The sequence below is a fragment of the Acinetobacter geminorum genome (assembly GCF_013009345.1).
Lineage (GTDB): Bacteria > Pseudomonadota > Gammaproteobacteria > Pseudomonadales > Moraxellaceae > Acinetobacter > Acinetobacter geminorum.
The window spans coordinates 67,659-91,149 of sequence record NZ_JABELE010000002.1 but is presented as its reverse complement, the minus strand read 5'-3'; the positions used below and the strand labels follow the sequence as shown (position 1 = coordinate 91,149).

Here is a 23,491-nt window from a genome sequence, read left to right as displayed (position 1 = left end):
GCACAATATCCATTGTTTTAACTAAAAATAGCTTCTAAAGTATCTACTTACCGACGACCATTTTTGTACAAATAGTCAAATAAAAATAAACGTGGAGATTTTATGCGGGTTTTGTATCAGTTTCCTTTGTCCCATTATTGTGAAAAAGCTCGCTGGTTGTTAGACCATAAAGAACTTGATTATGTGGCTCATAACTTAATTCCAGGCTTTCATCGTGCTTTTGCACAACTCAAAACAGGCCAAAATTTACTGCCTATTTTGAAAGATGATCATCAATGGATCGCTGAATCGACTAAAATTGCACTTTATCTGGATGATACTTATCCGGAGCATTCACTGTTACGTCGTGATGAACAATTAAGACAGCAAACATTAAAAATAGATAGTTTGGCTGATGAGCTAGGTATTCATGTCCGTCGTTGGGCTCTAGCTCACACGTTGGCGCATGGAGACCATGCTTTAGAAATTATGATGGGTGAACAAGGCTATTTACGTCAGTTTGAAAAAATATCGAAGCCATTCCTCAAAACACTGGTAAAGAAGAACTATAAACTTGAAGAAGAGCTAGTCAACCAGTCAAAAGAGCACATGGATGAGCTCATAAATGAATTAAATAACTGCTTAATCGAAAATCAGGCACGTTATATGGTGGGTGATCGCTTAAGTCTTGCTGATATTTCTGTTTGTTCTATGCTTGCTCCTTTATTAGAAATAAAGGGCACGCCGTGGGAGCGGGAAGAAGCTGAAGGTGTTTCAGAAGAATGGAATAACTATCAGCAAAATTTACTCGATTTACCTCTAGGTCAGTATGTTTTAAGAATATATCAAACTGAGCGTAATGCGCGAGTAGATTGGCGAGGAATTTAAAATTATAAAATGCCCTGAGAAAATCGGGGCTTATTTTTATCTTTGCTAGTTATTTTATTAATGTAGATATTACTATCAATTTTCTAAATGATTTTTATTAAGCCATTTGTTTATATTATTTTGCCGCCAAAATTACTTTTTACAATATAAATTCAATTTTATCTAAATGACTAATAACTTTAATTTTTATAATTTTTTGGAAAATACATTTTTTCTAAATACTATTTTTAGCCAAAGTTAAGCCACTTTATTGTGCATGTGTTTACATTGTAATCAATAATTGCCACATTTAAGTGTAATTAGATGAGCTTAATAATAGACAGAAGATTAAAACATAGATTAAAGTAGAAACATGTGAGCAGTTTTAAAGGTATTAATTCTGCAAAACAGATTGAATAGAATAAGTGAAGCAAATGGATGGATCCGACTTGGAAAAGTTGGCTCGATAATTGCAATTTAATAAAAAATCACTCTATTGCTCTATATGAATGATTCTATAGATAAATAGAGAGAATGATCATCAAGGAGTTCTTATGAAACGTTCTGCAACCTCTCTCATTATTTCAACAGTTATGCTTTGTACGGTTGGCGCTACTTCTCAAATTCAAGCAGCAGATACATTAGCTAAAATTAAAAGTACCGGAAAGATCGTAATTGGTCATCGAGAATCTTCAGATCCAATTTCATATGTTGTTGCAGGTAAACCAGTAGGTTATGCAGTCGATATCTGTAACCAGTTTGCAAATGACATTAAAAAAGAACTGAAAATGCCTAGCTTAAAAGTTGAGTACAAGGCTGTAACTTCATCAACACGTATTCCTGAGCTTTTGGCAGGCAATATCGATATGGAATGTGGTACTACTACAAACTCTAAACAACGTCAGCAACAAGTTGGTTTCTCAACTAACTACTATGCAACTGAAGTGCGCATGGCTGTTAAAGCAAATTCAGGCATTAAAAGTTTGGCAAACTTAAATGGTAAAGCTGTTGTTACCACTCAAGGCACCACATCTGACAAATACATCAAGATGAATGAGAAAGGTCAGGCAATTAATGTTCAAAATATTTATGGTAAGGATCATGCTGATTCTTTTGCCATGATGGCATCTGGCCGTGCTGCTGCATTTGTAATGGATGATAATATTTTAGCAGGCTTGATTGCTAAATCTTCTACACCTAAAGCTTTTGCAATTGTAGGTCCAGTACTTTCATCTGAACCTTATGGAATTATGCTTGCTAAAGATGATCCAAAATTTAAAGCGGTTGCAGACCGTACTGTAAAGAACTTGTGGAAAACTGGTCAAATGGACGCTTTATATAAGAAGTGGTTCTTATCTCCAATTCCACCAAAAAATACGAATTTGAACATGCAACAAAGTTCATCTTATAAGAAATTAAAAGCTAACCCAACAGATGCTGGAATCTAACTGGATCTTTTTGTCCTAAATTTACTTGTGTAAGTGTAAAGATTCATTTGCACAAGTGGTCTATTTTCTAAAGATATTAATTTAAGGGGCAAACATGTCAGTCGGCTCGCTAAACTGGACTATATTCTGTGCGGAGTCTAATGAATATGGTGTCGATAAAGCCGCATGGGCAGAATCAGTTTGTAAAGCTATTGGTAGCTCAAGCTACAATGCTTATGCTGAGGCACCCACATGGTTACAAATGTTAGGTTCAGGCGTGTTCACTATGGTTTGGACAGCTATTATAGCCTTTCTTATCGCATTTTTATTAGGTTCTCTCCTAGGGGTAATTCGTACATTACCTAACAAACCTCTCGCATTTATCGGCAATTGTTACGTTGAAATTTTCCGTAATATTCCACTTATTGTGCAACTATTCTTCTGGGCTTTTGTTTTTCCGGAATTTCTACCGGACAGCTTAAGTGCAGGTAGTGGGGATGTGGTTGCTGGTGGATGGTGGAAAAATCTATTAAATCAACAACCAGCGGTTATTGGTGTTTTTGCATTAGGTCTCTACACGGCTGCCCGTGTATCTGAGCACATACGTGCCGGAATTAATACCGTTTCTCGTGGACAGAAGTTCGCAGCTTCCGCTATGGGTTTTACTACTGCACAAAGCTATCGTTATGTCATTTTACCGGTTGCATATCGTACCGTATGGCCAACGATTACATCTGAAGCAATGAACGTTTTCAAAAACTCAGCTGTTTTATATGCGTTGAGTGTGTTGAATTTCTTTGCTTATACGAAAACGATGCGTGAAGAAACTTCTCAGGACATCATCATTCTTATCCTCTCTACACCTGTTTATTTGATTATCACTTATAGCATTAAGTTTGTAATGGCATGGATTGAGAAACGAATGGCTGTACCTGGCTTAGGTTCAGGAGGGAAGTAATCATGGATTTTTCTTTATTACAAAACCCTGACGTGATCGCAGCACTCAAAGAAGGTTTCATTTTTACGCTTACCGTAACGGTACTAGCAATGATGGGCGGTATCCTAATTGGAACCCCATTGGCAATGATGCGTTTATCTAGCAATGCCATCGCAAGTAATTTTGCAAAATTTTATGTTGATCTGTTTCGTGGTATTCCACTGATTCAGGTGATCTTTATTTTCTACTTTTTGTTACCAAAAATATTTGAGTTTCAATCTGATACCTATTGGGGGCCGCTATTTTCGAGCGTTGTAACTTTTGCTATTTTTGAAGCTGCATTTTTTTCGGAAATTGTACGTTCTGGAATTCAGTCTATTTCAAAAGGTCAGGTACATGCAGGCTACGCGCTTGGTTTTACCTATGGTCAATCAATGCGCTATGTGGTTTTACCTCAAGCCTTTCGCAACATGCTTCCGGTATTGTTAACTCAAACCATTATTCTGTTTCAGGATGTATCGTTAGTTTATGTGATTAGTGCACCAGACTTTTTAGGTCGTGCAGATACATTAGCTAATACTTATGGACCTGAAACGAAAGCAACATTCTATTTAATCGTCGCTGTAGTGTATTTCTGTAGCTCGTTTGTGCTGTCGCAATTAGTCAAACGCTTACAGCAAAAAATTGCCATCATTCGCTAATTGGAGATTTTAAATGCCAATGATAGACATCCAACATATCTCTAAATGGTATGGTGATTTTCAAGTTTTAACAGATTGCACGACGAGTATTGAAAAAGGTGATGTCGTTGTTGTTTGTGGACCATCTGGTTCAGGAAAATCAACACTCATTAAAACAGTAAATGCTCTAGAACCATTTCAACAAGGTGACATTATTGTTGATGGGATTTCGCTTAAAGATCCAAAAACAGATCTGGCTAAATTCCGTTCACGAGTGGGAATGGTCTTTCAGCACTTTGAACTTTTTCCACACATGACTGTTTTGGAAAATTTGACGATTGCTCAAGTTAAAGTGTTAAAGCGTTCAGTTGCAGATGCTCGCGAAAAAGGTTTGAAATATTTAGAACGTGTAGGTTTACTTGCACATAAAGATAAGTTTCCGGGGCAGTTATCGGGTGGTCAGCAACAACGTGTCGCGATTGCACGTGGCTTGTCTATGGACCCAATCTGTATGTTGTTTGATGAACCAACTTCTGCACTTGATCCTGAAATGGTCGGTGAGGTTCTTGAAGTTATGGTACAGCTCGCACATGAAGGTATGACCATGATGTGTGTTACGCATGAAATGGGCTTTGCTAAAAGAGTATCTAACCGTTTAATTTTTATGGATGAAGGTAAAATTTTAGAAGATTGCCCAACTCATGAATTCTTTGATAATTTAGAAGCTCGTCATGAGCGTGCTAAACTTTTCTTAGAAAAAATTCAGGCGATGCACTAATAACCCTAATAAAAAAGAGCCATTAAAGGCTCTTTTTTTATATCTAATTTTTAGAAACTATACTTTGCTAGCAGGTTGATACGTGAATAATCCCCCTTGTCACCGGCAAAAGTTTCACGTTGACCGTAAGTATATTCGGCTCCTAAATCAATATTTTTAACTGGGTTCCAGATTAAATTGACTAAAGCGTTATAAATTTCTTTGTTATAGCTAGTATTGGTTAAATTGCTATTTGCATAGACATTATCATCTTTATATTGAATACCACCTATAGCAAAAGTAGAACGTAGAATAGGGCTCCATTTACGTTGATATCCAATTACTGCGCTATCAAATTCACCTAAATTAATATCCTGTGTTGTTGTGTCATAGTTATAAGCTGAATTGCTATAAAGTAAATAACGGCCATCGCCTTTAACATGATAGTAGTTAGCAACTACGCTATCTTGAGGCGTTAAATCATATTTACCACCAACACCTACACCCCAACCAAATTTTTCTTCAGAAGCACTATCTTTTGGAGCTACACGGTTTTCATGGGCAAGACCATGTAACTGTAATAGGCCTTTGTTATTTGTAGTTTTGAAATCATATCGTGCTGTTAAAGCAGGAAAGCGGCTTCCACCGGCAGCATTACCAGCTTTTTCAACATCACCACCTTCTAAGGCAACTAATATTTTCTGTTGTGCATTAATTGGCTGAGTGTATCTAACCTGTACTGTACGTGTAGTACCTGTACCAATAGCGCCATTAAAATCTACTGTCTCTGGTGATGTATCTGTGTTTACAAACGGTGAAGTTGTTTGACCAGCTAACCATTTTCCTAAAGACATATAGGCATGGCGAACACGGAAAGTACCATTGCCATTATCTCCATTGCCACCCATGAAATCGGCTTCAATTTTACCTGTTAAATCTCCATATTGAGTTGGACGAGTAATATCTAAGCCAATTCGTGAAGTTGCTGCAGATACATTGAGTGAGTCTTGTTTTGGATCATCTTTATTGAGTGGATAATTGGCACCATTTGAAATACTGCCATTTGAACCTTTAAAGTCATAGGTTGCATCTGCACGAACACTACCATAAAGCTTGACTTGAGTTTGTCCATCGGCCATAGCCATCCAACCTGGTTTTGATGCAGGAGGTGTAGGGGGCGCTGGTGCTGCGGGAATTGTTGCTGGAGCAGTGACATTTAAAGCTGTTTTTTGTTGATCAGATAGTTTCTGAACGAGTTGTTTTAACTCCTTTACTTCATCACGTAAGGCGTTAACTTCAGCATCTGTAGCGGCATGCACAGGCATCGTCACGCCCATTGCACCTAAAGAACTCATTGCTAACACTAGTGTTTTGATCTTATTCACAGGAACTCCCCCGACATGGATAAAAATTTTCCTGCAAATACATAACAAAAATGATGCCAACTTTACGAAGTTTGAAAAATAGTCAAATTTTGATGTTTACTTCCTTTTTAGCCTCAAATGATAGTGAGAATAAGGATTTTGCATCGATAAATCAGATTTAAGCATAAACTGACTCTCTAAAATGAACCTCCCCTGACACTACTTGCACGTTTAAAAGGCATAAAAGAATTAAGGTCTATAAAAGAAAAAGAGTTTTGCTGCCCATAAACCTTTGTATTTTCAATGCAGAGGTGGTGGTATAGGGTTATACTGTCTTTACTGTGAAATTCTGGCTGGAGATAAGAGTGGAGTTAGATCGTTTTGATAAACAAATTCTAGAAATTTTGTCTCATGAAGACTTAAATTTGAATGAACTTTCAGAACGGATCAATCTGTCAGTCAGTTCTGTGCATCGACGTATTAAGCACCTGATTGAAGCCAACATCATGGGGCAGCTCAAAAGGGAAATTAATTTTAGTAAGCTTGGTTTTACTTTACATATTTTATTGCAAGTATCATTGAGCAAACATGATAGTGAAACATTTGATAAATTTTTGTCTGAAATAGAGGCAATTCCAGAAGTAACAAACGCATTCTTAGTCACAGGGCAAAGTGCAGATTTTATTTTGGAGCTTGTAGCACGCAACATGGATGACTACAGTGAAATTTTATTAAGACGTATTGGAAAAATCGACAATGTAGTTGCTTTGCATTCTAGCTTTGTCATTAAAGAATATAATGTGTTTAATTGCTATAACTTGCTCAACAAGCTATAAAAAACGCACCAAATGGTGCGTTTTCTTTGATTCAAATGTTTGATTTAAGCATCAAGTTGAGCCAAAACCTCATCCGAGAATTCAACGTTAGTATAAACGTTTTGTACATCGTCAAGATCTTCAAACATATCAATCATTTTAAGAATTTGTTTTGCTTGATCAACATCTGTAATTTCAGCTTTTGTGGATGGACTCATCACAACTTCTGCGTTATCAGATTTTAAACCAGCAGCAGTAAGGGCATCTTGTACTTCACCGAAAGTCTCAGGTGAGGTGATTACTAAAATGCCATCTTCTGAAACTTCAATATCTTCAGCGCCAGCTTCTAAAGCAACTTCCATGATTTTGTCTTCTAAAGAAACATCTTCAAAAGTAATCTCACCACGCTTAGTAAATAGATAAGACACAGAACCCGCAGTTCCTAAGTTACCATTTGTTTTACTAAAACAGTGACGTACATCTGGCACTGTACGGTTTAAGTTATCTGTCATTGTTTCAACAAGAACAGCAACACCGCCAACCCCATAACCTTCGTAAGTTACTTCTTTTAAATCATCATTATCTTCACCACCAGCACCACGTTGGATTGCACGGTTAATGGTGTCACGTGTCATATTAACTGAGAGAGCTTTTTCAACTACTGCACGCAGACGAGGGTTGCTAGCAGGATCTCCACCACCAAGTTTGGCAGCAGTCACAATTTCACGAATATATTTAGTAAAAACTTTACCGCGACTTGCATCTTGTTTAGCTTTACGATGCTTAATATTGGCCCATTTAGAATGACCCGCCATGGACGTGAACTCCAAAAAAAGAAAATGCAAAAGTGCTGGAATATTAGCATAGGCTTGGTTTTGTTGAAAACTGTTGCCCTGCGTTTTGTTAGCCAATTGAATAAGAACAATAAGCTTAAGACCTAATGAGTGAGATTTGGTCAAATCAAGTCCAATTTGATTTAGTTAATTTTTACATCTATGTCAAATTGAGCATATAACTCTTTAATGGTTTCCAAGTCTTTTTGTAAATCAGTCGGGTAAATTTTACCTAAAATCCCACCTTGTTTACTTCGAGCATTGGCATACATTAAAACAATAGGAACATTAGCTGCTTTGGCAATATGCCAAAAACCTGTACGGATAGGCTTTCGTTCAGAGCCATCTTTAGCACGTGTAGCTTCTGGAGCAATCACTAAGTTAAATGTTTCATGGGTTTGAAATTGTTCAACCATTTGCGAAACGATATCTTTACTTGCTTTACGGTCAACAGGAATGCCACCAAGTTTTTCTAGAAGGGGCTTAAGTGGGCCCTTAAAGAGTTCCTTCTTTATTAACGTATGAATTTTGATGTCTAACATTTGGAAGAGGGCAATCGATAGCACTGCATCTAGATTTGAGGTATGTTCAAAGCCAATAATAACTTGTTTTTTCTCAAGAATTTGAGGGTCTACATTGTAAGTCCAGCCAACGGCTTTAAAGATAGAATTACCTAGAAATTTTTTCATACATCAGTGCAAGGTGATAAATTTTCAGGATTCTAATATGAGTTTGTAAAAAAGCCTAGAAAAATTATGAAAGCTAAAGTAGACCACAAAAGTTAAAGGTTATCTAAGTTATAGAATAATAAGCTTAGATAATTTTAAAATTAAGATGCCTGTTCTGGTATCTCTTCATTAATTAAATATTCAATATATTTCCAAATTTTTTCAGGGTTAATAAGGTTTTTATCTGTCGTCCCATCAATAATCATCCCATCAATAATAGAAATAATGATATGAACAAGGGGAGTTGGATTTTCTATGCCTAATTGAGTAAGTTTTTCATGTAATAAATTAGTCAACCATTTTGTATATTCATAAAATGGTTCACGAATTGAAGTATATTGTTTGGATACTTCAATAAATGCCTTTTTAAATAAACATCCATTAAATGTTTCGCTATTGATCCATTCAATATACCAATTAAAAATAATATGAATTTGTTCTAGCGGAGTAGCATCTTTATGCAAACTCAACTGTTCATTGATAGAGTTTTGGATATTTATATTCCGATGTTGCAAACATTCCATAATTAAATTTTCCTTTGAAGGGAAGTATTTATAGAAAGTCATTTTTGCAACATTTGATTCGGCAATAATACGGTCGACACCAGTAGCATTGTACCCAATCTGATTAAATAAATTTAAAGCAGTATTTATAATATCTTCTTTTTTTGACATTACTATTCCATATAGTTAAAACTAATTATAACTTAATCTAAAATATTAAATTTTTAATACAAATTATGATAATGAAAAAGTGAATTTGATTCAAGTTGAGATTGTGATAATGATTATCATTAATTGAAGTTTTTTTTAAAATTTTTATTTGATTTCGTACCATTTTAATTCTAATATTAATTGATGATGGAATAAGTTTAAACATTAATTTAAGTCATTGTTTTTATAATAAAATATGTAAAAATTGATCATGCTTCAATAAGTTTAATGAGAGCGAATATGCCTAAGAAATTTGAGAATTTTAATAATCCTAGAAAGAAAGCACTCGCAGGGATGAAGCAAAGCATTTCAGTAGAACTATGGGAAAAAAATTCAAACTTTTTAACTCACTTAAGAGCAAAAATTGCTAAACATCCAGTATCCCATCATCCGGCAATTGATACTTTAAATAACGGCGAAATTAATAAAGAAGACTTAAAAAAAATTCACTTAGAGTATCGTCATGCAATTGTGCAAACTTTTACTGATGCATTGCTCATGGCCCAATTTCAAACAAAACAATTGGAACCGAGATTGCATGCTGGTGCAAAAATGTTTCCGCGTTTTCTGTTGAGTTTAAATATTTTTGATGAGTTTGGATTTCGTCCAGGATTAGATAAAGATGGCTACTATCAGGGAAATCCTGAATATGCTCATTATCCTTTATTTGAAGATATATTGAATGATTTTGGTATCACTGAACAAGATCGCCAAAATTATCACCCGAGTAAAATTGCAGATCAGGTTAGGGTATTTTTAGAAAATACTTATGATGACTACAAAGCAGTTTCAGCCTTATTAGCAGTTGCAGAAGAAGAGGTGATTCTATATAGCCCACCTTTACGGAGAGCAACTAAAGCAGTTGGTCTGGATGTGGACGGTGGTGGTTATTATCATGTACATGGTATCTCTGAGGATGAAAGTGCTGAAGCAGCAGACGATGATCATGAAGAAGATTTATGGTATGTGTTGATGCAAGCTTGTACAGAAGAAGATTATAACTATATTGAAAAGATATGCTTAGAATATTGTGATTTATGGGAAAAGTTCTGGGATACACAATTAGAGAATTCTGAGCCCATACGAAAGCAAATCTTAGCTTAATAGATTAAAGATGAATATTTAGTAAGGAACGTAAGTGTATTTTAAAACATCTAAAATTTAGGGATAAAATAAATTTAAATTTTGAGTATTTTTTATAAGAGTAAAGCATATTCTATTTGGATATATATTAAAAAACCCCATAAACTTTTTGTTTATGAGGTTTGGTATTTGGTGGGCCCACACAGACTTGAACTGTGGACCAACGGATTATGAGTCCGCTGCTCTAACCAACTGAGCTATAGGCCCTATAAGTCAGAAAAGCTTTTAATCTCAATGCTTTTCAGTGCGTGCAATACTAATCAATTTTTTAATTAAACACAAGTCATTTTCTGAAGTAGACGCAAACTAAACCAAAAATATTGTGTCATATTGGTTAATATTTCAAGCGATAGTGATTCTAGCTTAAGTGTACTTCAAGAGTAAAGTGGGAGAAGTTATTTATCGATCAATTAGAATTTATTCCAACAATCTATTGTGACGATGACTTAATTGTATTTGTAGTTTGAGACATTAATTTATATAAAATAAATTTTGTTTAAAATATGAGCAGTAAGTGTTGGTGTATTGTTTGAATGTTTTGAAAGACTGGAGTTAGAAAAATTTACTTAAGATAAATATAAATGGAGGTTAAAAATACTATATAAAATTTTCTATATTTTTATACTGTAATTAAGCTTTAGATATATAATAAATCGTCTTTTATATATCTTTCGAAAGATAATAGTTGCAATAATTCTCTTAATAAGATTCTAGCTTATAGGTAGTAAAGAAAATATAAACTATTAGGTCCAAATTACTTAAGAAAATAGTATTATTAATTTTTATAATAGGTTGAAATTTAAACTCAACTTATTAAAAAGCAAACATTAAGCTATAAAGTTAGCAACTTTAATAATGAAACATAAAATTAACAAATTCAAGGGATTTAATATATTTTATTTAAATAAATTTAAACACAATAAATACTTTTTCTTAAAGTATTTATTGTGTTTTGCTAAAAAAGCTGTTAAGAGAGGTAATAGAAATTTTTATCATTAAACTATCTTTCTCTAAAATATTTTCTATATAAAACCTAAATTGTGACTGTCTTCACAATAATATAAATGTTTGTATCTTATAAACTTTATACTTGACTGAAACACTTGGTTTTAATAAAGTATAAGTGTATTTTTTACAAAATAAAATATTATTGCTTAATCCTGAAATACAACAAGAGGCCTACTTTCTAAGTAGGCTTTTTGTTTTTAGTAGTATTTAGATATAGAGTACAGAGTAATAAGCTTAAGCTTTAAATAACTAGATTTAAAAAGAATTAAAATTATAAAAATCCTTAGACTTTCAGAAATAACCTATAAAATTTTATAAATTTTCTTGAATAATTTGGATGAGTTCTCGAGTCGCTTTAGATAATGGGCGGTCTTGAAGCCAAATTAAGTAAATGGATAGAGGTAAATGATTTTTGGTATTTTTAAAATCTAAAAGAACTAAATGACCTTGATCGATTTTTTCTTGTACTAATGATAACGGAAAATTTCCCCAACCGAGTCCCGCTTCAACCATGTTAATTGCTGTTTGTAGACTATTCGTTTTCCAATACATTGCACCAATAATTGAACGGGGATCTTTCATTTCATGTTCACTACTCGCCACAACAATTTGTCTAATATTGATTAATTCTTCAATAGAAAACTGTTTTGTTTTATCTTGTAGAAGACTATGACTAGACGAAATTGTGGCAACTACTGTTTCAGTCATGACCAATTGCAAATTTTCACGCATTTTTATATTTAGGTCTGAACCTGCTAAGCAAAGACTGATTTGCTCCGTATAAAGTAAATTAACAATGTCGTCTTGGGGAGCCGTAATAATCTCTATGTTCAGTAAAGGGAATTTATCGGCTAACTTTTTTATAGAAGAAAACAATAGTTTGGTATTTACATCAGAAACAACGCCAATACGCAATTTACTTTCAAGGCCTAAAGAAAGTTCATGTGCATGATTGCTAAATAGCCTAAGTTGTTCAGAGATAATTCGTGCTTGAGGTTCCAAAGCTAATGCGGTAGCGGTTGGAATGACCTTTCGAGGAGTCCGTTCAAATAATATGTAACCCAATTCTGCTTCTAAATTAGCAATGGCCATACTTACCGCTGAGGGGACTCGATTGAGTTTACGAGCGGCCGCAGAGAAAGAACCTGTATCAAGTACAGTTATGAAAAGTTCAATATTTTCACTGTTAAAATTCATTTTGATATCAGCTAAACTGAAAGCTATTAACTTTATATATGATTTTGACTGAAATTAAAATATAAGGAATGAAGCAGAGTTTGTTGATTATGCAAGGTATAAAGCGTCGAATTGTATATGTTTCTTCCTATGAGATAATCGGCATGATTATTTCATCAGTAGGGTTAGCGATTTTGGCAGGTGATAGTGTTGAACATACAGGGCCACTATCTGTCATGATTACGACCATCGCTGTGACTTGGAATTTTATCTACAATATTTTATATGAGAAATGGGAAGCTAAACAAAGCAGTCATATCCGTACAGTTAAGCGTAGAGTTGGACATGCCATCGGTTTTCAACTTACTTTGGTTCTGTTTTTAATTCCGCTTATTTCATGGTGGATGGATATTTCCCTCATTGCTGCTTTTTGGTTAGATGTGGCCTTTATTATCATTATCCCTATCTATACTTTTATATTTAATTGGAGCTTTGATAAGTTATTTGGATTGCCTATTTCGGCGCAGGCTAAAGCGCTACCAGAATAACTGTAAAATCATTTTAATAAGCTATCAAGGTGATCGACTTTGATAGCTTATCTAGCTTCATTATTTGATTTGATCAATAGCTAACTTTTTTGAAAACTTTAATTGAGCTTTCTTGGCGAAAATATAATAAATTAAAGCAGTTGAGATAAGGCCTACCAGCCACGATAAATCGATTCCTCCTAGCATTGCCGCAATTTGACCCGTATAAAATTTACTATCAATAAATGGTAGTTGAATCAAAATACCTAGAAAGTAGCAGGTTATACCAATCCGATTCCAACGTCCATACTTACCATTTGGATCATAGAGCGCATCAACATCACATTCTTCTTTAGAGATAAAGTAGTAATCAACAAGATTAATGGCACTCCACGGAATAAAAAAGGTAAGCAAAAACAAAATAAATGCTTTAAAGGCGCTTAAAAAAGTATGTTCACCTATAATTGCAATAAAGGTTGAGACTACAACCATAGCAAGGACAATCAATAATCTTGTTATTTTTGAGATTTGATTTGTTGATTTGAAACTATTCCAAATCGTAGCAATACACATAAAACTGCCATAGGCATTTAAGGTCGTCAGAGTAACTTTCCCAAAAGCGATACTAAAATATAGAAAAGTCACGACAAGGGCAATTGGGTTCATACCAACAACATATTGAACTTCATTTCCGACAAAATTGCCGTTTGCAACTTGAGCGATTAAAACGCCTAAGCTCATAGAAATTTGTGAGCCAATTAAAGAACCTAAGCCCACTGCCCAAAAAACACGAGATGAAGATGTTTTAGTTGGCAGATAGCGAGAATAGTCTGCAACATAGGGGCCAAAAGAGATTTGCCAAGAAGCAGAAAGGGAAACTGCTAATAAGAATGAAGACCAGCTGAAATGACGTACTGCTAAGAGCTCAGAAAAATCAGAAAGTGCTAAGATCTGAGTCAAAATAATCACAAAAGCAATCAAACCAATAATACTGGCTACTTTACCTACCAAATGGATTAAACGGTATCCAATCGTTGCGAATAAAATGATTAAACTTGCATAAATTAAGATGCCAGTTGTATTGCTGACATGTGCTAAATGTGCAATTGCTTTACCCGCTAATACCTCTCCAGTTGCGGTAAAGCCAATATACATAAGGCAAACGAGTATGATTGGAATGCACGCGCCATAAACCCCAAATTGCACACGGCTTGAAATCATTTGAGGCAGACCAAGTTTAGGACCTTGGGCAGCATGTAGTGCCATGACGGCAGCACCAAAACATTGTCCTACTAATAAGCCAATAATAGACCAAAAAACATCCCCACCTAACACAACGGCTAGCGCGCCTGTCACAATGGCTGTGATTTGTAAGTTAGCCCCAAACCATAGGGTGAATTGGGCAAATACTCCGCCATGTCTTTCATTTTCAGGAATAAAGTCGATGCTTCGGTTTTCTATAAAACTACTATTAGGTTTCCCAGCCGATGAGTCCATTTCACTCTCCTTATCCTTTAAGAGCCATCCTATTCTTATTTATTCATATTTGTATAATCAAATATAAACATGTATATATAAGTAATTTTAAGAAGAATCAAATATTTTTGAAGTATTGGATATTAAAATTGAGTTAAATAATTCATAGATAAATAGAAAAAGTATTTGACTGATTTTATTTTTAAAAAGTTAAATGATAAAAAAATAATATATAAAAAAGCCCTCTGAAGAGGGCTCGATTTTATGCGTTTGCGTCTAAAACAAGTTGGAAATAAGTGGGAAGTTCAGAAAATTGTACCAGTTGGGTCTTATCTTCTTGCTTAAAATAATACTGATAATTTGGAGTGTCTAAATGGTTATCTAGATATTGGGTTGCATCTGTAAACTGTGCTTTTGCAATCGGCTTATCTTTCTTGCATTTAATAATAACAGGATTTACGGAGTTTAATTTTACAGGAACTCCATTTTCAAATTTAGCAGTTTCAATCAATAAGGAAATTTTGAAATCTCCGAAGGTTACACAGAAGTGACCTCCTTTTTCTGTCTTAATTTCTCGGTCGGAGAAAAGATCTTTAAATAAATTCTTTAGGGATTCTCTGTGCTTATCTAAGGCAACTTGAAATTCATGATCTCGTTGCTCGATCTTTTCTTGCTCTTCTTGTAGCAATTTGGCTTGCTTTTCAATTGTTGTAAAATCCAGCTTCATTTTAATATCTCCTTTGGTAGTTTTAAAACTATATATGGCAATCTTTCATTAAGTTTTAAAGAAACATACAGTATTTGTTACAACGGAATAATTAAGATGAGCTTTTGTATAAACCATCACAAATATAAAAAAATATTTTGAAAATATAAGAATTTAAAAAAATTGTTGAGAGATAATCTTTACATTTGGAAATGCTGCTACATATTAATAATAGATTTTAATGTAGCAGCATATTTCTTATTTTGTACAATGTTTTACCATAAGTGGAGTGCTTTTAATTTTAAAAAATCCTCCGCTACTCATAACACCAAGCATCACTAAAACTGTTCCTAGTAACTGCCAGATATTGAGGGTTTGACCAGTAAGTAGAGCAATTATCATACTGAACACTGGCACAAAGTTAAAAAAGACAGAAGCACGACCAGCACCTAACTTTTGTATGCCATTAAACCAGAATAGATAAGCAATCATGGTAGAGCAGATAACAACATATGCCATGGCTAAATGTGCATTTAAAGGTGCAGATGCAATTGCTGTAAGAGGATCTTCAAATATCACACTCAACAAACCAAGTGTTATTGCCCCGAACAACATAGAAAAAGTTGTTGTTTCTAAGGGAGTAGCATTTTTTACATAACGGCGAGACAGTACATTTGCTAAGCAAAATCAAATGCGCCCAATAATATAAATAGATCTCCAATGTCTATTTTGAGGTGCAGCAAAGTCGTTATATGTCCCTGACTAATCACCAGTAACACACCACTTAAGCCAAATAAAACGCCTAAGAATTTATGAGTGTTAAGTTTTTCTCCATCTAAAAGGATTGTCATTAATAGAGTCATTAATGGCGTAGTTGCCATAATCAAAGCACCGTTAACAGCTGAGGTGGTTTGAAGTCCATAAAAACAGCCAATGTTAAATCCCGCAATTCCGATAATACCAATAATCAGATAGATAACTAGATTCTGTCTTAAGGCTGTCCATCTAAGCTGGCCTGTTATTGAAAAGATTAAGAGTAAGCCTAGACTTGCAATAAAAAAACGTTCAGACGCAGCAGATAACGGGGGCATATGTTGAATAATATAAGACATTGCATTAAATGCTGATCCCCAAAAAAACATCGTTAAGACAACACCAGCATAGGCATAAGCCACCGTTCTGTTCATGGACAGGCTCCCATTAAGAAAGGTTTTATTCTCGACAAATCTATAAAGGTGTACAATTCCATATTAATACACTTCTAATGTGAAAAATTGCACAATGATTGATTGGGAAAATTTGCATTACTTTTCAGTTTTTACCGAAGAAAAGTCACTTTCCGCTGCTGCCAGAAAATTGGGCGTAGACCATGCAACTGTCTCCAGAAGAATTGCCCAGCTAGAACAAAACTTAAAACTTAAATTAGTGGATCGTAGACCACGCACATACATACTTACCCCTGATGGAGAGCATCTTGCACAAGTAGTTGCTCGTATGATGGAAGAAACGTTTTCTATTGAACGTTTAACTCAGGCTGGTCAGCAAGAAGTGATGGGTAGTGTTTCTATTAGTATGCCTCCTTTAACGGCAGCGCATCTTATCATGCCTCATCTGGGAAGGTTTTATCGTCATTATCCCCAATTAAAGTTGCGTGTACTCGGTGATGTTCATTATGTTTCTTTGCAGCATAGTGAGGCTGATATTGCTGTACGATTTGGACGCCCTAAAGATGAAAACTTAGTTGCTCGTAAAGTAGGTGAAATTCCTTTTGGGATATACGCTGCTCCAAATTATTTAGCTTCAACTGATTCTGAAAGTTATGAATGGAACAGCGTAGAAGTCGGGGGTGTACATGGTCAAAAACAGCAGAAGTTAAAAGAAAGATTAGGTAATAAAGAACCTATAATGGTTACAAATCATCCTGAGCTTCAGTGGAGAGCCGCATGTGGAGAAGCTGGGTTAGCTGTGTTACCTGATTTTTTAGGCACATTGAGTAATTTGGTCAGATTGCAAGATGATCACCCCATGAGTGCTGAAATCTGGTTGGTAACCCACGAAGATCTACGACATAGTCCTGCAATACGTGTAGTAATGGATTTTCTGGTGAGTTGTTTCGAGTCTTTTAGAACTTAAACTTGGTTAGTTAAATGCTAACTCTTAGAAGTCTGTTTAAAGAAGCTGCCTTTTTTCCGCAGCTTCTTTTGAATTTAGTTAGATCAATAGGCTAGGTCAGACTAACTTCTATGCCTTCACGTAAATTAGATTGATCTTGACGAGAGTTTAAATCAATTTTGGCAAAAGACTTAGCAAGTAAACGTCTAGCAGCTGAATTAATAGGTTTTTCTACCCATTTAGGTAATTTTATTCCTAAAGGATTGGTTTCGGTTTTAGATACTTCGGTGGTTACTCTTGTTCCCATAATATAGTCAAACCAAGGTCTGGTAACGCACCAATTAGCATTCTGATTACTTGTCATATGGTGATCATAATGCCAAGGAATACGTTTTTTTGCATATTCTGGGTCTAAATGAGATTTAGCATGTACACGCCAATAATTCCATAAACCATAATAGAGTCCAGCTGTAAAAAAAGGAGCTACAGGTAAAAAAATGGTAGCAGCACCTGCTAATCCAATTAAGGCTGTTTTTTCATTATAAATTTCAGCATTTTTAAGCATAGATTCGGCATAGCCTTCGTCATGGAAGCCATTTAAACGGGCACGTTTATGATGTGCGATATGGGTGAAAAATGGGCTATTACGATACTGGCTTGGAAACTCATGCAGCCAAACTTTATGAAAGTACCATTCCAAGCCATTTGCTACAAAAACACCTACAGGGAATCCAAGCATATCGGTCACTTCTTCTTAATTACAATTTAAAGCCATTGTAAAAGAAGAATGTTTTATCCCTTTGACCTAATAGGCAGTAGACCAATTGCCTTTAGAATCAATTTGATTGTTTTTGTTTACGTTGTCGATAAGCACTTGGAGTTTCATTGGTCCATCGTTTGAATGCACGTGTGAACGCAGAGGGCTCTGAAAAACCGGTTAAATAAACAATTTGATCAATAGTTTCTTGTGTATTAGCAAGCAAACGTCTGGCAAGTTTTTCTCGATGTTGATTTAGAATCTTTTCATAATTTGTATTAATAGCTTGCAAATCAGCGCGAAGAGTACGAGGGTTGCGGTTTAATTGTTCTGCAATCAATTTTTGATCGAATTGACCAGATTCAAGTAAACCATTGCTGAGCAAGCGCTCAATTGCATAAACAAGTTGATGCTTTTCTAAGTTTGATAGTTGCTGTTCAGCAATTGTTTCATGAATTTTTAATAATTCAGGTTCAGCCGCTGGTGATGCTTTATTCAATAAAGTACTAGGAAAAATTATAGCGCCTTGTTTTTGGTTTAAAATTACCGGGCATTTCCAAGCTTCTTGATAATTATTAGCTGAAGCGCCTTGTTGATAAGGTAATGTAATTTGGCTAGGCCTAAACTCGTTATTTGTAATATATTTAAAAAAATTAAGAAAAATACCGATGCCACATTCAAGATAATGTCTTACGGGATGCTCAAAACCCGATAATATTGCTTGATCTTCATTAATGGTTAAGGAAAGGCTAAATACATCTGTAAGTAGGGCTTGATATCTTAGAGTGCGCTGCAATCCTTCACCAAATGTAGAGCTGCTCAAAAATAGATATTCAATGACCAAACCCCGGAAAGGCGGCATTTGCTTACCTACATGTAAGCCAATATCAGGATCTTGGCTGATTTCTTCAGCAGCTGTCCAAAAACGATGTTGGGTAGAATTATCTCTACGAATATTTTTATCGGGTGGTTGATTAGGCAAATTTACACTTGCAAAAATAGATGCTGCATCTAAGCCCATCTTTTGCATAGTCTCGTAAGTCATCCATAAAAAAATTCCAGCGTCTGAAGAATTTTTAGACATAATTTGATGACAACCCTATAAACTATAGCGCATATTCAATCATGATTTTATTGCTGATTCTATATCTCAGAAACTTATATTAGTTTAATGATCAGGAAAGAAACCCGCATCTTCACGTGCTTGTTTTAAAGCTAAGATAAAAGAGGTTAATAAAAGCAAACCTATAAAAAAAAGAAAAAGATCGATGTTACTAATCGCAAAACCTATACTTGTAGCGCCTAGACTTAGTAATAAGATACATAATATTTTCCAAAAAATGAGCATGTTACGTTCTGATAAAAAGTCTAAAGATATTATTGGCAATTGAAGGAGATTTCTAAATTTATTTATGTTTTTTTTATTATAAATTATGTAATTCTGTAAAATTTAATTTTTTGATGATTTTAATATAACTACATGAAATTAAATTGATTTTTAATTTATTCGACTTGACGGATGTCTTTTTAATTATTCTTAAAATTAAGTTTTTATTAATTAATAGAATGATAATTCTTTAGAAGCACTATAAAATAGCGGTTATAAATTAAATTTATTTTTTTAATTTATTTAAAACAATATGTTATAATGGTTTTTTAAATTTTTGTTAAAAAAAAGACTTGATCTTTAAGCCGAATTTTGAAATTATACTCATGCAAATTGTGATCTATTTCCCACAATTTGTATTTCAGGTTAAGTGGTTATCACTAATGCTCATTTGCTATTTTTGCTTATGAGCATTTTTTTATGTGATTTTTTAATAGAACTACAAAGTTTTTGAAATGTTAAATTTTAAGATTATTTAGCTGAGCTAAGCTTAATTATTTTTAATAAATTTTAAGAGATAAATTAATCATATTGAATAGTCACCGTCGCTGTGGCTTTAACCTCACCTGCGGTTACATTGGTGGCAGTCTGATAGTAACGAGCAGTTAAAGGTATATCATATTCAACTGTTTGGTTGGAACTCACCATACCTATATTTAGTTTGCTTGCTTTTTGAATCGGCTGATTTGCTCCATTCATATTCCATAACAGTTCGACACCCACACCGTTGGCTTTAATTGAATTCGCGGCACTGTTGTTAATCACCTGATTATTGGAGGTATCAGAATTATAATCAAAACTTAAGCTGATCGTATTGCTCGTAGCGATCCCAGAGTTGTTTTCGCCACCATTACATAAGATTGATAGATTAAAATTCTGTTCCCCTTGGGTTGACCCAATCGCTTTAAAGCCTGATTTCATCACGGTTGGAAGTTGAACTGGTGAATCTACACCATTTTGAATTTCACAAGATGAAGACGCAATAAGAATAGGGGCATTACTTAATACAGTAGTGGTTAAAAATGGGCGGTTCTGTTGCCCTGATACATAATAGGTACTGTAACGGCCTGCGACTAGTGCTCCAGAGCCTGTTGTCATGGCAGTTTTAATAACTTCCATAACAAAATGCCCAGGGGAAAGTGTATATGTTTGATTGGGTGTTAATGTACGTCTATAAGGATAGTATCCTGAAAAATCTGAAGCATCTGCTGCTTCACGATAAAGACGAATACCAATACCGGGAATATTGGTTGCATATACATTATTACCTATTGGGCTAACTGGATAATTTAAGGGGAGAGCCGCAATAATTTGATCACTCGCGCGATTACAAGTTGCAGTTGAATTATTAGGAGATATTGTAAAAGTATTCTTTTGTAAGATCGTTCCTATTGGATCATTTGGTTTTACTACGATTTTACCTATAGTCATCGGAATATCGACGGTAGTAAATCCTTTACTTAAATTACAATTTGCATTTGTATGGCTATAAGCAAATAGACTTACTGCCAAAAATCCAATTTTTTTTAAAATATTCTTCATTTACAGACTGCCTTTGTCATAATAATTGGTTGGTTGTTATGCTTTATTTGATCCGCTATATCGTATTCAATTTCGCATTTTTCAGTGCTCGTATTTCCCCATTTCACATATAAACGGTCATGGGTTAGGGGTGTTCGTAAATAAATGCGACTGCCTTGCGCAACAATACCTATTACTTCGTTATTCTGGTTGTATACCTGTGCGGCAAAAGGTAGATGTGAGCCATCTAATGTTGTTGTACTAATAAAAAGTGCATAACCTTTTTTTGTCGAGAATTGAACTTTAGTGATCGAACCTGCATAAGGGGCAATCCGTAAACTGCTCTCACCAAGTTCAACTTGTGTGGACATGTCTTGTGGGTTAAGACTTATGTCATTCATACGATAAGGCGTAACATAAGGAATAACGGCATATCCCTTTTTGTTAATACTGAGCCCTGGTGTATTACCGACTTGTGCTCCCGTAGCATCCGGTGCATAGACCAGCACCATGGTTTGAGCCTGATCGGGCCCAAACAGAATTCCATGGGCGTGGGCAACGATATTGCCACTCAAGTTAAGCATTTCTTGTTGATATGAGTCAGCGTAACTGAATGAAGCACCTAATGTTGTGTAGTTTGTCTTATAGTTGCTATTAATGTTGAGGTTTGTTTGAGCATGGTCTTGACTGGAAATTGATGCACCATAATTCAAACGGCTTCCTGTAAAACCGCTAAAGCTCAAAATTTGGCTATCTTTACTTAGAAGACTATTATAGTTTAAAGAGCTTTTCTTAAAATCTAAGGGAAAGGATAGAGAAATGAGGTATTGAGTATCTTGGTCAGCTCGCCCACCAGCTTCAATAGTTTCACTATTAATTGCAGAGAAACTATAAGTTAAATCTTTAAATTGATTGCTATAACCTAATTGGAATTGCTTATTAGTAGTAGACTGGTTCCAATAGTTTGTCCAAGAACCTACTAAATAGAAATTTCCCCATTGATTTGGAAGAGCTTGATTTAAATTAATCTGGAATTCACTTTTTTGCTTACCTACTGAAAAACTATCAATATTTTGCTCTTGTAAGTCTTGAATTAAAATTGCGTCACGCAGTTTGAGATAGTTTTGTGTTGAATAACGATAAGTTGCTAGTGTTAGGTTAGTATGCGTTGGAGCAAATAACTTATTGTAACTTAGACGATAACTTTGCCCTGTCATTTTAGGTTGATGGGAAAAATTGGCATTTGAATGTGTTGCATCAAAAGAAATAGCACCAACTGGCGTTGAAAAAGCTGTACCTAACAATACAGAGGAATACTGTTGAGTCCCTTGAATTGCGCTATAAATTGTAAGGTAATTATTGATTCCGCGTTGATATTTACCCTGTATCAGCCATGGAGTTAACTTAAGGTTCGGGTCTCGAAATTGTCCTAAGGTGAATGAATATCTGCTCATTTGAGGACGTAGCATTTCAATGACAGAAGCATATGGAATAGAAAATTTTTGAACTACTCCATTAGATTCAAATACCGAAACTTGTAACTCACCTCCAAATCCTGTGGGATAAAGATCATTAATTTCAAAGTTTCCTGGTGGGACAGTGGTTTGGTAAATTAAATTACCTTGTTGTCTAACTTCGACTTTTGCATTGGTTTTGGCATAACCTCGAACTCTTGGAGCATAACCGAGCATACTATTTGGAAGCATTCGGTCATCACTTGAAATATTTACCCCGCGATAGGGCAAAGAGTCAATAAAATCGCTATTAGTAAAATAATCGCCTAAAGTCACAACGCCATGAATTTTCGGAAATGCTTTTTGTAGATATGTATTCGTTGAAGTGTAAGAAGAATTATCAGTTTGAAAATCAGTATGGTCTTGCCATTTCCATTGCCCATTATGGCGCAATTGCCAACTCGCTAAATTTGCTCCAAGATTCGTACCTATAAAGGCATATGTACTTTCATGTTGTTCGTTAACTATCCGATATGCTGTGGCGTTATAGCTTAAAAAAGCTGCATTAATACCGCGATCCCACAAATGTGGATCGATATAACCTTGCGGATTTTTTTCTAAGACAACTTGCGGGATCGAAATATCAATTCTTAAACGGGAACTATCAAATACATAAAAAGCACTATCTATCCATGAAGCGAGAGCTTTACATGAAAGTGATGAATTAGAGTCATGTTGACTTAGAACATCAGCTTTTACCCCATATTCAAGCAACATGGCCTCTGTAAAACATGTTTCAGCATTTGTGTTATGAGCTGAGGTAGTAAATCGCATACGCCGTTTACCCAGCCATTGACCATTAATATAAACATCTAAGCTATATTCACCAGGCAAGATCGGGTTTCCGTATTTGAAGCGAGCTATATCAATTTTTTGTGCATTACCTACTAAGAAATTGCTATCAAATTCAGCCTTTATAAAATGTGGAACATCAATATTATTTTCAGCATATATAGCCACAGGCATGAATAGCGTAATACTTGAGACGACATACCAAGTAAAGGGGCTTTTTAAACATATATAAGGTATAAACCATTTAGACATAGCTCTAGAGCCTATTCATG

Annotated in this window: 21 protein-coding genes, 1 tRNA gene and 1 pseudogene; 9 read left to right on the top strand and 14 right to left on the bottom strand. The window is 34.9% G+C overall.

The features are described 5' to 3' along the window. Positions 1-102: 102 nt before the first annotated feature. The 5 genes from HJG58_RS02160 to HJG58_RS02140 all read left to right on the top strand — a co-directional run bounded on the left by HJG58_RS02160 (position 103) and on the right by HJG58_RS02140 (position 4,668). Positions 103-867 carry a glutathione S-transferase family protein gene (locus HJG58_RS02160; protein WP_170247765.1) on the top strand — a complete coding sequence of 255 codons (765 nt, stop codon included), beginning with the start codon at positions 103-105 and terminating at the stop codon, positions 865-867. Between the two features lie 533 nt (positions 868-1,400). Further along, positions 1,401-2,294 (top strand): amino acid ABC transporter substrate-binding protein, encoded by an 894-nt coding sequence (locus HJG58_RS02155; RefSeq protein ID WP_170247764.1) that lies wholly within the window; start codon positions 1,401-1,403, stop codon positions 2,292-2,294. Positions 2,295-2,388: 94 nt separating this feature from the next. Further along, on the top strand, positions 2,389-3,231 hold the full coding sequence (locus HJG58_RS02150; protein ID WP_170247763.1) for an amino acid ABC transporter permease: 843 nt from the start codon (positions 2,389-2,391) through the stop codon (positions 3,229-3,231). A 2-nt stretch (positions 3,232-3,233) separates the two neighbouring features. Then, a complete protein-coding gene (locus HJG58_RS02145; protein ID WP_032062410.1) occupies positions 3,234-3,911 on the top strand; it encodes an amino acid ABC transporter permease in 678 nt (225 codons plus the stop codon). 13 nt (positions 3,912-3,924) lie between these two features. Further along, positions 3,925-4,668 carry an amino acid ABC transporter ATP-binding protein gene (locus HJG58_RS02140; protein ID WP_032062408.1) on the top strand — a complete coding sequence of 248 codons (744 nt, stop codon included), beginning with the start codon at positions 3,925-3,927 and terminating at the stop codon, positions 4,666-4,668. A 50-nt stretch (positions 4,669-4,718) separates the two neighbouring features. On the opposite strand, the gene HJG58_RS02135 is transcribed toward HJG58_RS02140, so the two are convergent. Next, positions 4,719-6,032, bottom strand: a complete 1,314-nt coding sequence (locus HJG58_RS02135; protein WP_309171744.1) for a DcaP family trimeric outer membrane transporter — start codon at positions 6,030-6,032, stop codon at positions 4,719-4,721. Between the two features lie 344 nt (positions 6,033-6,376). Here HJG58_RS02135 and HJG58_RS02130 point away from each other — a divergent pair, with 344 nt between their 5' ends. Then, a complete protein-coding gene (locus tag HJG58_RS02130) occupies positions 6,377-6,847 on the top strand; it encodes an Lrp/AsnC family transcriptional regulator (protein ID WP_002050132.1) in 471 nt (156 codons plus the stop codon). 44 nt (positions 6,848-6,891) lie between these two features. Here the strand turns inward: HJG58_RS02130 and HJG58_RS02125 are convergent, their stop codons facing one another. The 3 genes from HJG58_RS02125 to HJG58_RS02115 form a co-directional block, all read right to left on the bottom strand. After that, on the bottom strand, positions 6,892-7,641 hold the full coding sequence (locus HJG58_RS02125; protein WP_170247762.1) for a YebC/PmpR family DNA-binding transcriptional regulator: 750 nt from the start codon (positions 7,639-7,641) through the stop codon (positions 6,892-6,894). A 161-nt stretch (positions 7,642-7,802) separates the two neighbouring features. Continuing rightward, positions 7,803-8,348, bottom strand: coding sequence for a 1-acyl-sn-glycerol-3-phosphate acyltransferase (locus HJG58_RS02120; RefSeq protein ID WP_170247761.1), 546 nt, complete (start codon positions 8,346-8,348; stop codon positions 7,803-7,805). A 140-nt stretch (positions 8,349-8,488) separates the two neighbouring features. After that, positions 8,489-9,061, bottom strand: a complete 573-nt coding sequence (locus HJG58_RS02115) for a TetR/AcrR family transcriptional regulator (RefSeq protein ID WP_170247760.1) — start codon at positions 9,059-9,061, stop codon at positions 8,489-8,491. A 279-nt stretch (positions 9,062-9,340) separates the two neighbouring features. Between HJG58_RS02115 and HJG58_RS02110 the strand changes: the two genes are divergently transcribed. Continuing rightward, positions 9,341-10,204, top strand: coding sequence for an iron-containing redox enzyme family protein (locus HJG58_RS02110; RefSeq protein WP_216076486.1), 864 nt, complete (start codon positions 9,341-9,343; stop codon positions 10,202-10,204). Between the two features lie 169 nt (positions 10,205-10,373). On the opposite strand, the gene HJG58_RS02105 is transcribed toward HJG58_RS02110, so the two are convergent. Further along, a tRNA-Ile gene (locus HJG58_RS02105) sits at positions 10,374-10,450 on the bottom strand. Between the two features lie 1,113 nt (positions 10,451-11,563). Beyond that, complete coding sequence (locus tag HJG58_RS02100) at positions 11,564-12,448, bottom strand: LysR family transcriptional regulator (RefSeq protein ID WP_170247758.1); 885 nt, start codon at positions 12,446-12,448, stop codon at positions 11,564-11,566. Between the two features lie 89 nt (positions 12,449-12,537). On the opposite strand from HJG58_RS02100, the gene HJG58_RS02095 reads away from it, so the two are divergent. Further along, complete coding sequence (locus tag HJG58_RS02095; RefSeq protein WP_086264525.1) at positions 12,538-12,975, top strand: PACE efflux transporter; 438 nt, start codon at positions 12,538-12,540, stop codon at positions 12,973-12,975. A 60-nt stretch (positions 12,976-13,035) separates the two neighbouring features. On the opposite strand, the gene HJG58_RS02090 is transcribed toward HJG58_RS02095, so the two are convergent. The 3 genes and pseudogenes from HJG58_RS02090 to HJG58_RS02080 form a co-directional block, all read right to left on the bottom strand. After that, positions 13,036-14,451: a purine-cytosine permease family protein gene (locus tag HJG58_RS02090; protein ID WP_170247757.1), complete on the bottom strand. Its 1,416-nt coding sequence runs from the start codon at positions 14,449-14,451 to the stop codon at positions 13,036-13,038. Positions 14,452-14,692: 241 nt separating this feature from the next. Next, positions 14,693-15,157, bottom strand: a complete 465-nt coding sequence (locus HJG58_RS02085; RefSeq protein ID WP_170247756.1) for a hypothetical protein — start codon at positions 15,155-15,157, stop codon at positions 14,693-14,695. A 237-nt stretch (positions 15,158-15,394) separates the two neighbouring features. Next, positions 15,395-16,323 (bottom strand): annotated as a pseudogene (locus HJG58_RS02080) (DMT family transporter). 94 nt (positions 16,324-16,417) lie between these two features. On the opposite strand from HJG58_RS02080, the gene HJG58_RS02075 reads away from it, so the two are divergent. After that, entirely contained in the window at positions 16,418-17,269 is an 852-nt protein-coding gene (locus tag HJG58_RS02075) for a LysR family transcriptional regulator (RefSeq protein ID WP_170247755.1), read from the top strand. A 91-nt stretch (positions 17,270-17,360) separates the two neighbouring features. Here the strand turns inward: HJG58_RS02075 and HJG58_RS02070 are convergent, their stop codons facing one another. From HJG58_RS02070 to HJG58_RS02050, 5 genes are all read right to left on the bottom strand, one after another. Further along, positions 17,361-17,987, bottom strand: coding sequence for a sterol desaturase family protein (locus HJG58_RS02070; protein WP_080026919.1), 627 nt, complete (start codon positions 17,985-17,987; stop codon positions 17,361-17,363). 97 nt (positions 17,988-18,084) lie between these two features. Then, complete coding sequence (locus tag HJG58_RS02065; protein WP_170247754.1) at positions 18,085-19,089, bottom strand: AraC family transcriptional regulator; 1,005 nt, start codon at positions 19,087-19,089, stop codon at positions 18,085-18,087. An 84-nt stretch (positions 19,090-19,173) separates the two neighbouring features. Then, entirely contained in the window at positions 19,174-19,353 is a 180-nt protein-coding gene (locus HJG58_RS02060) for a hypothetical protein (protein ID WP_003651366.1), read from the bottom strand. A gap of 561 nt (positions 19,354-19,914) precedes the next feature. Beyond that, positions 19,915-20,934, bottom strand: coding sequence for a fimbrial protein (locus HJG58_RS02055; RefSeq protein ID WP_170247753.1), 1,020 nt, complete (start codon positions 20,932-20,934; stop codon positions 19,915-19,917). Then, positions 20,931-23,471, bottom strand: a complete 2,541-nt coding sequence (locus HJG58_RS02050; protein ID WP_456263972.1) for a fimbria/pilus outer membrane usher protein — start codon at positions 23,469-23,471, stop codon at positions 20,931-20,933. The genes HJG58_RS02055 and HJG58_RS02050 overlap by 4 nt, the downstream gene beginning before the upstream one ends. Positions 23,472-23,491 lie beyond the last annotated feature (20 nt).